Source organism: Vibrio sp. 1159 (assembly GCF_033340395.1).
GTDB classification, from domain to species: Bacteria; Pseudomonadota; Gammaproteobacteria; order Enterobacterales; family Vibrionaceae; genus Vibrio; species Vibrio alginolyticus.
In genome coordinates this window covers 62,735-77,457 of sequence record NZ_JAWOWL010000009.1, presented here as the reverse complement: position 1 = coordinate 77,457, position 14,723 = coordinate 62,735, and the positions used below count along the sequence as shown (strand labels likewise).

General features: G+C 44.8%; 13 protein-coding genes. 7 read left to right on the top strand and 6 right to left on the bottom strand.

The genetic code is table 11. The features are described 5' to 3' along the window. The first annotated feature begins 304 nt into the window (after positions 1 to 304). From R7127_RS09495 to R7127_RS09485, 3 genes are all read left to right on the top strand, one after another. Complete coding sequence (locus R7127_RS09495; RefSeq protein WP_115386657.1) at positions 305 to 1,567, top strand: hydroxymethylglutaryl-CoA reductase; 1,263 nt, start codon at positions 305 to 307, stop codon at positions 1,565 to 1,567. Between the two features lie 407 nt (positions 1,568 to 1,974). Then, positions 1,975 to 3,543, top strand: coding sequence for a DUF1800 domain-containing protein (locus tag R7127_RS09490; RefSeq protein ID WP_085569015.1), 1,569 nt, complete (start codon positions 1,975 to 1,977; stop codon positions 3,541 to 3,543). 9 nt (positions 3,544 to 3,552) lie between these two features. Further along, a complete protein-coding gene (locus R7127_RS09485; protein ID WP_213895322.1) occupies positions 3,553 to 4,878 on the top strand; it encodes a DUF1501 domain-containing protein in 1,326 nt (441 codons plus the stop codon). Between the two features lie 86 nt (positions 4,879 to 4,964). Here the strand turns inward: R7127_RS09485 and R7127_RS09480 are convergent, their stop codons facing one another. After that, the gene (locus tag R7127_RS09480; protein WP_033907040.1) at positions 4,965 to 6,059 is read right to left on the bottom strand and encodes a ketoacyl-ACP synthase III; all 1,095 of its coding nucleotides are present in this window, start codon (positions 6,057 to 6,059) and stop codon (positions 4,965 to 4,967) included. A 162-nt stretch (positions 6,060 to 6,221) separates the two neighbouring features. Here R7127_RS09480 and trxC point away from each other — a divergent pair, with 162 nt between their 5' ends. Further along, a complete protein-coding gene (gene trxC, locus R7127_RS09475) occupies positions 6,222 to 6,656 on the top strand; it encodes a thioredoxin TrxC (RefSeq protein WP_005376074.1) in 435 nt (144 codons plus the stop codon). 176 nt (positions 6,657 to 6,832) lie between these two features. Beyond that, positions 6,833 to 7,993 carry an MFS transporter gene (locus R7127_RS09470; protein WP_033907039.1) on the top strand — a complete coding sequence of 387 codons (1,161 nt, stop codon included), beginning with the start codon at positions 6,833 to 6,835 and terminating at the stop codon, positions 7,991 to 7,993. 50 nt (positions 7,994 to 8,043) lie between these two features. On the opposite strand, the gene R7127_RS09465 is transcribed toward R7127_RS09470, so the two are convergent. After that, on the bottom strand, positions 8,044 to 8,433 hold the full coding sequence (locus R7127_RS09465; protein WP_262584689.1) for a nitrous oxide-stimulated promoter family protein: 390 nt from the start codon (positions 8,431 to 8,433) through the stop codon (positions 8,044 to 8,046). A 14-nt stretch (positions 8,434 to 8,447) separates the two neighbouring features. Further along, positions 8,448 to 8,957, bottom strand: coding sequence for a GNAT family N-acetyltransferase (locus R7127_RS09460; protein ID WP_033907038.1), 510 nt, complete (start codon positions 8,955 to 8,957; stop codon positions 8,448 to 8,450). 136 nt (positions 8,958 to 9,093) lie between these two features. On the opposite strand from R7127_RS09460, the gene R7127_RS09455 reads away from it, so the two are divergent. Then, positions 9,094 to 9,285, top strand: coding sequence for a DUF2986 domain-containing protein (locus R7127_RS09455; protein ID WP_005376066.1), 192 nt, complete (start codon positions 9,094 to 9,096; stop codon positions 9,283 to 9,285). 49 nt (positions 9,286 to 9,334) lie between these two features. Here R7127_RS09455 and R7127_RS09450 read toward each other — a convergent pair whose 3' ends face one another. Together R7127_RS09450 and R7127_RS09445 are read right to left on the bottom strand one after the other, a co-directional pair. After that, on the bottom strand, positions 9,335 to 11,506 hold the full coding sequence (locus tag R7127_RS09450) for a TonB-dependent receptor (protein WP_005376064.1): 2,172 nt from the start codon (positions 11,504 to 11,506) through the stop codon (positions 9,335 to 9,337). An 89-nt stretch (positions 11,507 to 11,595) separates the two neighbouring features. Then, positions 11,596 to 12,333: a siderophore ferric iron reductase gene (locus tag R7127_RS09445; RefSeq protein WP_042520969.1), complete on the bottom strand. Its 738-nt coding sequence runs from the start codon at positions 12,331 to 12,333 to the stop codon at positions 11,596 to 11,598. Between the two features lie 419 nt (positions 12,334 to 12,752). Here R7127_RS09445 and R7127_RS09440 point away from each other — a divergent pair, with 419 nt between their 5' ends. Then, on the top strand, positions 12,753 to 14,084 hold the full coding sequence (locus R7127_RS09440) for an anaerobic C4-dicarboxylate transporter (protein WP_005376060.1): 1,332 nt from the start codon (positions 12,753 to 12,755) through the stop codon (positions 14,082 to 14,084). 88 nt (positions 14,085 to 14,172) lie between these two features. Here the strand turns inward: R7127_RS09440 and R7127_RS09435 are convergent, their stop codons facing one another. Next, positions 14,173 to 14,661 carry an NYN domain-containing protein gene (locus tag R7127_RS09435; RefSeq protein WP_005387978.1) on the bottom strand — a complete coding sequence of 163 codons (489 nt, stop codon included), beginning with the start codon at positions 14,659 to 14,661 and terminating at the stop codon, positions 14,173 to 14,175. Positions 14,662 to 14,723 lie beyond the last annotated feature (62 nt).

Genomic DNA, 14,723 nt, shown 5'->3' with positions numbered 1-14,723 from the left:
TAGACAATTTATTCCTTTCATAGATTGAACCATTCCGCTCTTAAGGCACTCATGCTTACACCTTGTCGAATCCAAACACCTACAGGCCAGTTTCTCTAAAAGCCATAACCTCCCGGATCTACCATTTACTCAACATTCATTGTCAAAACCCATTTATGTCCGATAAATTCGTCGCTCCAATATCAAATCACTTGGATAATAAAGGCGCTTGCACAGTGGTATTTGTTGCAAAACGTATAATCAACGTTGTAATCAAAGCCTCAATCACTACAATCTCTGGTTCGATTTTTCAGTTAACGTTTGTATGCCGAAGTTAAACCAAGATAACCCTGTTCAAAGCTCCGCCCTTTCCGATATCGAAACCAGCAGTAAGATTCAATCGGCATTAGAACCGAAGTTTCACAAGCCAGAGAAACGTCTCTGCTTAAGCCCTGGCCTATCGGATAAGCATTTGGCGCGCCGTTGGCAAGTATTGGAACAAGTGACCAATAAAGATCATCTTCTTGATCCTTTCACACAGTCACATTGCGACGCTTACTCCAACAACATCGAGCACTTCATTGGTACTGTCAATGTGCCGGTCGGCATCGCAGGCCCTTTGCGCGTCAACGGTTTGTATGCGAACGATGACTTTTTGGTTCCGCTCGCAACGACAGAAGCCGCGTTAGTCGCTTCCTACAACCGTGGCGCAAATCTTATCACCGCCGCTGGTGGCGCGAGCGCATTGTTACTAAGTGAAGGGGTGAGCCGAACACCAGTATTCGCCTTTAATCACCTTGCTGACGCCGGCCAGTTCGTCAGTTGGGTTGTGACCCAGTTTGACGTATTTCGTCAAATTGCGGAATCCACCACCTCACATGGCAAACTCAAAGACATCAATGTAAATATCGAAGGAAACCACGTTTATTTGGTCTTTGAATACGTGACTGGTGACGCTTCCGGACAAAACATGGTGACCATCGCAACAAACGAAGTGTTCCATCATATTTTGGCGACCAGCCCAATCAAACCAACTCAAGCATTCTTGGATGGCAACTTATCAGGCGACAAAAAACCAAACGCGCACACACTGCGCTCGGTACGCGGTAAGAAAGTATCCGCCGAAGTGACCATTCCTGCTGAGTTGGTGGAAAAATATCTGCATACGACGCCGGAGTCTATGGTTCAATTTGGCAAAATGACCACAGTGGGCGGTTTACTCAGCGGGACAATTGGCGTCAACGCGCATTACGCAAACGCGCTTGCCGCGCTGTACATTGCTTGTGGTCAAGATGCCGCTTGCGTTGCAGAGTCTGCCATTGGAATCACTCGTATGGATGTGGACGCTCAAGGCAACTTGTACGCGTGCGTGACCTTGCCAAACATCATGGTGGGGACGGTTGGTGGTGGTACTGGCCTTCCAACGCAAAAAGCATGTTTGGATATTTTGGGTTTGCACGGCAACGGCAATGCGAAAGCGTTAGCCGAAGTCGCAGCTGCGCTTTGTCTGGCTGGCGAACTCTCGATCGTGGGCGCATTTTGTGCCGATCACTTTTCTCGTGCTCACCATAAGCTTGCCCGAAAATAACCTTTGTTGCTTTGTACAAGAGAACATCCGTGTGGTTTTCTCTTGTGCAAACCAATGGACTTTATTTATTGGCTCAATAATTTCTTGAAACTAACTTAAGCCTTAACAAACATACCAATCTCTTGTTAACAGTACTTTAGCTGTCCCCCTTCTATATCCATTGCGATATCTCTGCTTGTTACTCTTCATTGGCCATATTTAATATCAGTATCTTAGAAAAAATAGCATCAAAAACTTCTAGCACTATAGTACCAAATTCATCGTTTGAGTTTTTTGTTCACCACTTATAGCTACTATACTCGCCTATGCAGCTGCTTGATTTTCATAAATTTACTAAACAGCTCAAAAGAGCTTAATAACTCCCGTTAAATGGACTTAAATCGTTACTTCGGGTAAGCGAGTTAACTATGAGACGTCAGAAGCTAAATAAAATCTCTGCTTGGGTACTAGGATTGGCTATCTTATTGCTGAGCCATGTGCCTAATGTATCAGCACAAATACAGCAATCCCCATCCGATCAAACCGTTGCGCGTTTTCTCTATCAAACCTCTTTTGGACCAACTCCTGCGTTAATTAATGAGGTTAGGGAAAACGGGTTAGGGGACTGGATACAGAAACAAATCAACCTGCCAGCAACCTACCATCAACCACTTTATCAAACGCCTTTTTCTAAAGGCCTACAGTCAAACCGAGAAAATGCTTGGTATCAGATTGTTGTTACTGCTGAAGATCAGCTCAGACAGCGAACGGCTTATGCATTGAGTCAGATCGTAGTCGTTTCTCGTTATGGCGGCGTTCTTTCCAGCAAACCTACAGGGTTAGTGAATTACTACGATCTGTTGGTTGAGCATGCGTTTGGCAACTACCGAGACCTGTTGTATGACGTTTCCATCCATCCAGTCATGGGGAGCTATTTGTCTATGCTCGGTAGTGCAAAAGAAAATAGTACGACAGGAACGCTTCCCGATGAGAACTTTGCTCGAGAGTTAATGCAGCTATTCACTATCGGTTTGTATGAACTCAATTTAGATGGCAGTAAAAAACTAAACCACGCCACAGGCAAACCTATCCCCACGTACAATCAAACTGATATTCAAGAGCTCGCGCGAGCATTAACTGGATGGAAAAATTCCGACATCGCATTCGTGAAACCGATGCGAGTTATCAGTCAGCGACACGACACCGGCGAGAAGCGATTTCTAGGGAACGTGATCCCATCGGGTCTAACCGCACAAGAAGAGCTTTCAAAAGTGATTGATATGTTGATGTCTCACCCAAATGTTGCTCCATTTGTTTCAAAGTTACTTATCCAACGTTTGGTCAGTTCAAATCCAAGCCCAGAGTACGTCGCGCGTGTTGCTACGATATTTAACAACAATGGGGAAGGAGAAAAAGGCGATCTAACCGCCGTTGTTCGAGCCATATTGCTCGACCCTGAAGCATTAGGGATGACGGATACCCCGCCTATAAAAGTGAAAGAACCGATACTGGTCCTGACTAATTTTCATCGAGCATCAGGTTTTACGATTAAAGGATCACGTTACGAAGACGCAACAACGATGATGAACATCGCTAATCAAGGGCCGCTTCGTTCTCCTTCCGTGTTTAATTTTTACTCTCCAGACTATCAGCCGTCTAACGAGTTTACGGAGTCTGGTATTAACTCTCCAGAGTATGAACTTCTCAATTGGTCTGTTTATACCGATTTGGTCAACTATATGTTAACCAGCACTCGTAGAGGAGGTGGTGATTCCTACCACTTCGATCTTAACGAGTTTTATCTTCTTCTGGACGATCACCGTGCCTTAGTCGAATTGGTTAACGAGCGTTTCTTTGCTGGAACGGCTTCTGCTGAATTGAAAGAGCTCATGCTCACCGCCCTGAATGATTATCGTGGGGACTATGTGCCAACAACAAAACTCGCTCTAGTGATATTTACCGCCATTTCTGGCGACGAATTCTATATTCAGGATTAGGAGTGAATTATGGATATTTCACGACGACATTTTATACAAAGCACGCTATCGATGGGCGCACTAGCCTCTCTTAGTCTGCCAGGTTACTCTCTCGCAGCGCCATCCAATGACTTTCGAGCATTAATATGTGTGTATTTAGCAGGCGGAAACGATGCATTCAACACCATACTGCCATTATCGGAGGCGCACTATCGTCAATATTCCAAAGTCAGAGGGCCACTCTCTGTCGCCAAAGAAGACATACTCCCTATCAATTTAAGTGCTGTCGATAGCTCAAATCACCCAGTGAAGCTCGGCTTACACCCAAAGTTAAATGCGTTAACTTCCGTTTTCGAACAAGGCGATGCCAGCATCGTGCTCAATAGTGGCATTCTCAACCATCCCGTCACCAAACAAGCTATTGAGCAAGGTGAAGCATCACTTCCCGAGCAACTGTTTTCTCATAATTCTCAAACAGACGCTTGGTTACTTGGTGGAATGAGCGAGTCTAAAAATCTTGGTTGGGCTGGCAGAATGTTGGATGTATTAAACTCTGAATCAGAAATAACACCGCTATACAGTGTGCATGGCAACTCGCTTTGGTTACGGGCAATGGAACACCGCCAAACTGTCCTGAAAAAAGATCGCGCGGTTCAGCTTACCGCGATTGAGAACCCGCTATACAAGGGGATCTATGATCGCCTTCTCTCTCATCAAACTGACAATCCATTTAATGGTCATTTTAATTTGATGGTTGATGAGTCGATGGTAATGAGCAGTGTACTGAGCGAGCAACTCAACCACATTGCTGACGAGCCGCTGTTTACGTCATCGACGCTCGGCAAGCAGATGCAAACCGTGTACAAATTGATAGCAAGCCAAGATGTCCTGAAGCAGCAACGACAAGTCTTTTTCGTTAAACACTCTGGGTATGACCTACACGATTCGCAACTGGCACGTCATCCAGTGTTACTTGAGGATCTCGCGACAAACCTTTTGGCAATGTATCGTGCGGTCGAACGGTTAGGGCTAAACAAGCAAGTCACCTCTTTCACTATGTCTGACTTCGGTCGACGGATGATGAGCAACGGAAATGGTACTGATCATGGCTGGGGTGGCCATCAACTATTAATTGGAGGCGCGGTAAATGGGAAACAACCTATCGGTACATGGCCGGAACTAATACTGGGCGGAAACGATGATTACTCTCAAGGCCGACTCATACCCAAAATTGCCGCTGATCAAGTTGGTTCAACACTAGCACAGTGGATGGGCGTGAGTGATAACGCTGCACTGGAATACGTCTTCCCGAACATCCGTAATTTTACTCATTCAAACCTGGGTTTTATGGCTTAAGATATTTTTCAGGTTAGCTGTAGAACGCATCATCAAATAAGGGAGCCTCGCGCTCCCTTACCCATCTTATGTTTGCAGAGTGTCCGTTACACCTCGTCGCGACGGCGTTCGTTACACAGCTTAATGGCACGCTCAAGTAATTCTAACGCGGATTGCTCACATTCAGGCAGAACCGCATCACTTTCAGAAACTGGCGTTACGCGGTCACCCCATTTCAATACTGCCGCACCCCATGTCAAACCTGCACCAAACGCAGCAAGAAGCATATTATCACCTGGGTTAACTCGACCTTGCTCTACCGCTTCACACAATGCAATTGGCACCGTCGCAGCTGAAGTATTGCCATAGTTTTGAATGTTAACAAACGCTTTGTCGTGCGGAATTCCAGACAGGTCACACAAGGTTTGAATAATACGAATATTCGCTTGATGCGGAATCACAACATCGATTTGGTCCGTCGTTAACTGTGATGCTTTCAGTACGGTTTTCGCAGCTAGCCCCATGCCTTTTACTGCACGTTTGAAAATTTCTTGTCCTACAAAGTTGAAATCCCAGTAACCGTTGTCTTCCGCAAAGCGATCCATACAAGTACCAAACTTTGGTACGGACAGAATATCGCGGCCTTTTGCGTCACAACCGATTTGAGACTGTAGTAAACCCGTTTCTTTTTCCGTTCTTGATAACACAACGGCGCCCGCACCATCACCAAATAGAACAGCGGTATCTCGCATTGCCCAATCGATGTAGAAAGACAATCTTTCCGCACCAATAATGATCGCGTTACGATAGTTACCTGATTGAATCAAACGTGTGCCCGTTTCTAGGCCATAGACAAATCCCGTACATGCGGCATTTAAGTCAAAGGCAGCGGCTGCACGAATACCTAGGTTCTGCTGTACCTTAGACGCGATATTTGGAATCAATGAATCTGGTGAACAAGTCGCCACAATGATTAAATCCACGTCTGTTGCATCGACGCCTGCTCGAGCTAATGCATGTTTAGCAGCAACGGTCGCCATGTCTGACGTGTTTACATGACTAATACGGCGGTTTTCGATACCAGTGCGGGTACGAATCCACTCATCGGAAGTATCGAGGAAAGTGCTAAGATCATCGTTAGAGAGCACGGCTGGCGGAACACATTTCCCCCAACCTGTAATTTCAGCGTAGTAATTTGTCATCGCAGACCTATTTATTGTTGTATTTTAATAAAATTTCTTAGAACCTTAGGCTCAAATACAAACCTGCGCTGCGTTATTTCGGCAGGTTAAAAAATAAGTATACAAATAATGAGGCTGACTGGTAAGTCATGTTTTCATCAATACGTAATAAAGGAAGAAGTCATGTCATCGTTTAAAACTCGCTGCCCTTCGTGCGGCGGTCTAAATCGTGTCCCTAATGAGCGCGTTGCCGAATCTGCAACTTGCGGTAAATGTAAAAGTGCACTTTTAGACGGCTCGCCTATCGAAGGTACACAAGATAACTTTTCTGCTCTATTACAAAGTGATATGCCTGTTGTAGTAGATTTTTGGGCCCCATGGTGCAACCCGTGCGTTGGTTTTGCTCCTGTTTTCTCTGATGTTGCTCATGAGCAAGCCGGAACGGCTCGTTTTGTTAAGATTGATACCGAAGCTCAACAACAACTTGCGGCGCAATTTGGTATTCGCAGCATTCCTACCATTATGGTTTTCAAAAATGGTCAACGCGTTGATATGATCAATGGTGCGTTACCTAAAACTCAATTTGATCAATGGTTAAATCAAGCACTTACTAAATAATCTTCCACGCCAACCTTGTTTGTAGGTTGGCGTTTTTATGCAACTTATCAACCTATCTAGTTAATAAATATTATTTGTCGAAACGACTTAAATTTATCATTTTACTTGCCTAACTATTAGCCTCATATTCGCGCCGAATAACCCTTAGATTTCATTTAACTTATAGGCGCAAAACAGTGGAAAACACAGTCGTTCCTGCAGCATCACCACGAGTTACAGTTCCAGTCGTCGCACTGTCTCTTTATGCGGTGGCTTCGGGCTATTTAATGAGCTTGATCCCTCTCATGCTCGGTGAATACAACATCTCAGCAGATTACGCGAGTTGGTTGGCGAGTGTGTTTTATGGCGGCTTATTAACCGGTGCTATTTTTATTGAACGTATCGTACGTCAAGTTGGTCACCGTAACGCGTTTATTGGTTGCTTGGCCGTATTTTCGCTAACTATCGTCACACTACCCGTGTTTGCTAACGGATTGATGTGGCTTGCCGCTCGCTTTATTGCGGGTATCGCGGTTGCTGGTGTTTTTGTCATTGTTGAGTCTTGGCTAATGTCTGGAGACGAAGCATCGCGTGCGAAACGTTTGAGCTTGTACATGCTATCGCTTTATGGTGGTTCAGCATTAGGCCAGTTTGGTATTGGCGTGCTTGGCGTAAGTGGCGGCGTTCCGTTTATTGCGATCACGACGTTGATACTAATGGCGATGCTGGTGCTAATGTTCATTGAGTGTGAGCAGCCAAACAGCCATGAATCAACCGCTTTATCATTTAAGCAAATTGCCAAACTAAACCATGCAGCAATTATTGGTTGTGTTGTTTCAGGTTTGACCTTAGGTGCAATCTACGGATTAATGCCAGTTGAGTTAACTAACCGTAAAATTAGCCATCAAGACATTGGTACATTGATGGCGCTAGTTATTCTAGGTGGCATGCTAGTTCAACCAATGGTGACCGCGTTAAACAAATACATGAGCCGCACAGTGCTAATGGCGTTTTTCTGTATTTTGGGTATTTTTTCGATCGGTATGACCTTTATTTCCTCGTCAGCCGTGGTATTGGCTGCTGCATTATTCTTTTTAGGTGCAGCTACTTTTGCCTTGTACCCGATAGCAATCAACTTAGGTTGCGAAGGACTTGATGAACGCTTTATTGTCTCTGCGACACAAGTCATGCTGTTTAGCTACAGCATCGGCTCTGTTGCTGGCCCAGTTGTCGCTGATAAATTTATGGGCCAAGAACACGGCTTACTAGGCTACTTGTTTGCCGCTTTGGTTGCGACTGGCGTATACATGCTACTTGCTGCGAGCAAAACCAAGCAGCGTATGGCCGCTGGCCTCTAATCACGCCGCTTCTACTCAACGAAAACGAGGGCATGTCGCCCTCGTTTTTTTTATTCTTCGCATTTTTGTTTAGATAAACGCTTGTGACGGTTTGACGCGTTCGCTGCAGGCTTTTCCGGTACCATGCGCTTTTCATGAAGCAAATGACGAACCGCCAAGGTGGGATGTTTCAGTAACATTCTGGGGCCAGAGTAACGCATGACCAAACGCATTTGTTCTTTCGGCTCTGGTTTGTAGCAGTGAATGGGACATTTATTACACGTCGGTTTATTCTCTCCATAAGGACAGCGGTCGAGGCGCACTTCTGCGTATTCAAGCAGCTCACGACATTCTGAGCATAAGTCACGTTTTGTTCCATGATGGTCATGACAGTAAACCTCTACCATGGCTTTTACTGTCTTAAATTCAGTGGCGAGTTTGCCAAGTAAAATATCGCTCATGCACTATCCAAAAATCACAACATCATTGTGTAAAGTTCTAACGTGCGGCCATTATCATATTGCTGCTCAACTCGTTCAAACTCAAAGCCCAGTTTTTTGAGCAAACTTATACTACGAATATTGTCATTGTTGGTGATGGCAACCAAATTATCGAGTTTCATTTCCTCTCTAGCGTATTCCAGCACTGCGGTTGCAGACTCCGTTCCGTAGCCGAAGCCATAAGCGGAAGGTAAAAATCCATATCCGAGATCATAGTGTTGTAATGTGTCACGTTTAACCAACCCACAAATCCCGATGGGTTGCCCATCTTCTTTCTTCTCTACAACGAGTAAACTCACGCCTCTAATTTTTTGCATGCGTAGCATGTTTTCTTTTATGTAACTCGCCGCTTCATATTCGGTACGAATTTGTTTATCTCCGACAAAACGGTAGAAGTCTGGGTGGTTATAAAGTTCTAGTATAAATGGTGCATCATCTACACTCACAAGACGCAGTATCAAACGTTCGGTGTACAGTGTTTTCATTTGGGCTCCATTAAAACGCGATAGATGATTGGACATAGGAACGTACTTGAATTTTGCGACCGATACCGGCGCTTATTTAGTTGTAACTTGATAAAAAAGTAACTATCCTGCCTCGCTAAATTAAAGGACCACCACCATGAACCGCAAGAAGAAAATCAATCAGATCTTGAAAGCGAAGCAGAAGAAGCATAACGCTAAGCTACATAAGAGCAATAAGCCGCGTTATATCTCCAAAGCTGAACGCGCGAAAATGGAAGCTGAAGAACAAAACCAAGCTTCAGAACACACGGAAAACGTTGTAGACACAGCGCAGACAGATCAAGCCTAAAAGAAAAGCCGCTTCAAGCGGCTTTTTTGATATTCGGAGATAGTTAGCTTTAGTATTCGACACTGTAGTTCAGTGTGAATGTGCGACCTCTTCCTTTGTAGTCGTACGCTGCTGCATCGTAGTGTGCTGCATAAAGAATCTGCGCACGTTGTCCCCAAGCGGTTGTGTAGTCTTCGTCAAATAGGTTTTGAATACCAAAACCTAACTGCCCGATAGGTAGTGTTACGTTACCAAGAAGATCAAACGTAGTGTATCCATCTAGTTTATTGTTTGCGTCATCTTCGTAATCAAACATCGTCTGGCTTTGTAAACGTACTGAATAGCCATCCTGATAGTAAGCCGCCCACGCGTTCGCTTTTGATGTACTTGCTTTACCCGCGCTTAGATCTTCCCACTTACCGTTGGTTTTCAGCTCAGAAACCACATAGTGACCTGATGCACCTAACAAAATATCACGGTTTACCCAGTAGTTAATGTTTGCTTCGGCACCGTATACACGTTGCTCGTCATCAACATTGGTGATTAGGAGCGTCTTCTTGTCATACTTGATTGAGTTATCCGACACCGAGTAGTAACCCGCCGCTTGCAGTGCGACAGTATCGGTATCTAATCGGTAACCAATTTCATAGCTGTCCGTTTTGATGCCCGACATTTTTGAGTCAGATACGTTAATGCTATTGTTCAACGCGTAGTGACCATTTGCATCCGCGGCATCGTAGCTACCTTGGCCGTAGTACTTTGCAGGATCAGCGAGTTCGAAACCTTGAGAGAAGTTCGCCCAAAGCTGAGATTCATCGTTAAGCTGATAAATGGTGCCCAAATTAAATAAGCTCACTGAGTAGTCAGTGCTGCCACCTGGTACCGCATCCGCTGATACACCATTACCCGATGCGATCTTCTTTTGTATACTATAGGCAACAAAATCATCAATCTTATTGTCCATGTATTGGTAGCGGTAGCCTGCTTGTACTGACCAATCTTGATTGATTTGGTAATCCCCTTGGACAAACATTGCGTAAGACGCCACATCAACATCTGGGTAACGCCCCACTTCGGCATAGGTTCGATTAATTAAGTTCCCAGAGCTGTTCGCAATGGTTGGATCGAACAGAGCCTGGTTACTTTCAAAACGGTCTAAGTACGCATCGACACCATAAACAAGTTTGAATGACTCCCAGCTTTTAGCTAACGCTAAGCGCCCAGCAAAAACTTCTGTTTTTTGTTGAGAGGCACTTTGGTAATAAGGAGTAAAGGTTTGGTCTTCACTACGGTAAGATAACTCGCCTATCAGTTGATGACCGAATACGCTGTCGTGAGCGTAGTTCGCACTTAAGAGAACTCGCTCTGTACCATGTTCACGGTCGGAATCGAACCCCTCTCGTACATCAACAAATTTATTGTTAACAATGTACAAACCGTATGGCGAATCTTGCTGGCTGTCATAGTATTGTGCGACAAGGTTTAACTTGCTGGCATCGGAGATTTGAATCTCGGTCGATCCCATAACATCGAGCGTTGAATTATACTGCAAGGAGCCCTGTGAAATGTCTGGGGTGACAATGTCGCCATTTGCGTCAAATGCACCTTGTGTCTCGGTGTACACAACCGAACCTCTAGCGGTAATTCGCTCATTACCACCCGAGATAGACTGAGCGAGTTTGTAATCAAAGTCATCGCTGCTATTAAAGCCTGTAGTGCCACTCACGTAGGATTCAAACGACAAGTCATCCGAGTACGCTTTCTTGGTGATAATGTTAATAACACCACCAGTAGCGCCTGCACCATAAATGGAGGTTGCACCAGATAGTACTTCAATTCGCTCGATGTTGAATGGGTCTATTGCGTCTAACTGACGACTAATCGGGCGAGAAGACTGTAAAGAGACACCATCAATCATTACCAACATTGCTCTACCGCGAAGGTTCTGACCATAATTAGTTCGACCACCGGTGCCGACGTCTAAAGAAGGGATGGTTGCAGAAAGAATATCACCCAGTGTCTTGCCCGCACGATATTGCTGAGCAATCTCTTCTTGGCCAACAAACCAAACCGTTCCTGGAATATCGGAGATCGATTTCGGCATCACACTGCCTACAACAACCAATTGCTCATCGCTCGGAGTCGATGTTTGTTGAAGATCTTCTGCTGCTATTGAGCTAACTGCGTATCCACTGCTCATCGCAAGTACGATGAGATTGAAAGAAAACGTCCTTTTCATCATTGTATTTATCTTTTTGTTGTCAACAAGAGCATGCAATGATACTTATTCTCACTCTCAAATCGAGCACTGTTACACAAGTTAAATAAATGTTAATTAAGAACCTTCTTGCTCATAAGCTGTCGATTTTCCTCTAAACGAGGACAATCTGCACAAAGCTTTCTGCCTTCACACTTATAGACTAAACAACAACTTTTTCTTACTAACTTTAGCGGCTGATCAGATTCCGTCTCATGAAGTGAGCGGCTATTATCAACATCCAAACCCATTGCGCTTAGCCACAAGACCGCATGCTCCTGAAGTGTCGAGTTAGTCATTTGCGGAAAGCGCTGTTGGAGACGAATTAAACAAGCCATGATTCCGTCCGACATCAATTGATGGGTGAAGCCAGGACGAATGCGTGTCCATTGACTCATCTCTTGTTGATAGAAGTCGAACAGTTCTCGGATTTGACGCCCCGCCTCTTTTATCAACGCTTCTGGCTCGCCATGTATATGCGCTTCGTCGGCGAATCGGTACCCAGAAACAAAACAAGGTTTGAGGTGCTGCGCTATCTCGCGAATGTTTGGCAACGTGTGGTAACCGTAAATGGAGATGAATGCGACATAAACTGGCTGCCAACAAAGTAAATCCCACGTTCTTGTCAACCAATATGCTTTTCCCGCTTCCGGATGAGCCTCCGAGATTTGCTGGTAAAGGCCTTGGATGATCGGGTTGATATCATTCTCGATATGGATAGCTTCTTGCCCTATCTCGCCGATATCACCGTGTAGATAAGGTGTAATCTCACTCGAAGTTTGAAACAGTTGCGGGAAAAATTGCTCAGACATGATGGCTTATTGTTGGTGTAGTCATTCTGACACCTTTATACCCAAGCACCAATCGCAATGCAAACTATTATCCTTTGCGTTTTCATAACAAAGAAGCACTCTTAGGGTTAGTTATGACTGTATTTCCGCGTTCTGTGAAACTGTAAGGTCTGGTTACGTATGCGATGAATAGCAACAAACTCTTAAACCTCTTCGCATTTAACGCTCACATGATCGCAAAAATACACAGCATAAAAACACCCTGATAAAACTGTGTTAACAGTTCCCCTGTGTAGCGTGAGTTATTGCCAATAATTGAATATTGCTGTTTCTTATCCAGCGGATTGTGAACAACATGAAGTATTTTCTTTCTGCATATCGAGACAATACAAAGAGGTAATTTGGCTATGTAGCCCTCTGTTTTGAATAAGGAAATCCACATGTTGTATCTTGAGTTTCTATTTTTGCTCGTGATGCTGTATATCGGCTCACGTTATGGTGGTATAGGCCTTGGGGTCGTATCCGGAATTGGCTTGGTGATTGAAGTCTTCATCTTTAAGATGCCGCCAACCTCTCCTCCTGTCACCGTCATGTTGATCATTTTAGCGGTGGTAACATGTGCTTCCATTCTTGAAGCCGCTGGCGGTTTGAAATACATGCTGCAAGTTGCCGAGCGTGTGCTTCGTAAGAACCCAAAACGCGTCACCCTTATTGCTCCGTTCGTGACTTACTTTATGACCTTCCTACTTGGTACAGGTCACGCGGTTTACTCTATCATGCCAATCATTGGCGACGTTGCACTTAAAAACGGCATTCGTCCTGAGCGTCCTATGGCTGCCGCTTCTGTCGCCTCTCAAATCGCAATCACGGCATCACCAATTTCAGCGGCCGTAGTTTACTACTTGGCGCAACTCTCTGATATTCAACACGAGATCACTCTGCTCTCAATTCTGCTCGTTACTGTACCTGCAACCTTATTCGGTACGTTGTTGATGTCACTTTACAGCCTAAAGCGTGGTAAAGAACTAGACGACGATGAAGAATACCAAGAGCGTTTGAAAGATCCTGTGTGGAGAGAAAAAATCCTCAACACAACTGCAACGTCTCTTGATGAAGTACTACCAACAAGTGCTCGTAACTCTGTATTGCTGTTCATTGCTTCTATCTTGGTTATCGTCGTTATCGCGATGTGGCCAGACATTCGTACCATCGTAGATGGCTCGAAGCCAATCAGCATGGCAGTTGTGATTCAAATGATGATGCTCTGCTTCGGCGGTATCATTTTGCTTGCGACCAAAACTGACCCGCGCGACGTACCAAATGGGGTGGTATTTAAATCTGGTATGGTGGCGGCGATTGCTATCTTCGGTATTGCATGGATGTCAGATACATACTTCCAGTACGCTATGCCTCAATTTAAATCCGGCATCGTAGAGATGGTAACCAACTACCCTTGGACATTCGCGCTTGCGTTATTCATTGTGTCGGTTGTGGTGAACTCTCAAGCTGCAACGGCTCGCATGATGCTGCCTGTTGGTCTCGGCTTAGGTTTGGAACCTGCGCTGCTTATCGGCTTGATGCCAGCGGTATACGGCTACTTCTTTATTCCCAACTACCCTTCAGATATCGCGACTGTGAACTTCGATACCTCGGGCACAACTAAGATTGGTAAGTGGTACTTCAACCACTCATTCATGTCTGTGGGCTTAATCGGCGTGATTGGTGCGTGTTGCTTGGGTTACTTGCTAGGGCAAATGATCATTCCTTCGTAACTAGCCAAATCAACGATAAATTAGAGGCGAGTCATTGTACGTTTTCGTACAGCCTGAGTGACTCGCCTTTCTTTATTACACTATTTAACTACAGCAAGAAATCGTCATCAATCGCGACAAAATTGTCGGCACAATCAATCAGAGTTTGGGATGTTAGCTTAGGTACACCATAAACGGTCACCGTTTTATTGAAGCGCTGCTGAATTCTCTCTACTAGCAGACTAAAGTCTCCATCTCCCGAAACTAGAATCACTTCCTCAACTTCGGGAGCAATTTCAATTGCATCGAGAGTAATACCCACATCCCAATCGCCTTTCGAGCTGCCATCACGACGCTGGATGTAGGGTTTAAGCATCACCTCAAATCCAACACCACGAAGAATATGGTGGAACTGACGTTGCTTGGGATCATTGCTCGCAATGGCATAAGCACGAGCACTTACCACCTCTTTCCCTTGTGTGGCAACATACCAAAACTGGTTGTAATCAAAATTGCTTCGATACGCTTCGCGACAGGTGTAATACACATTCTGTACATCAACCAAAATGGCGATTTTTTGTTTGCTTTCCGAACTCATCTATTTCTACGCTCAATTTATTTGCTGCCTACCCTATGCCAGTTTTGGAAAAAGCACAATGA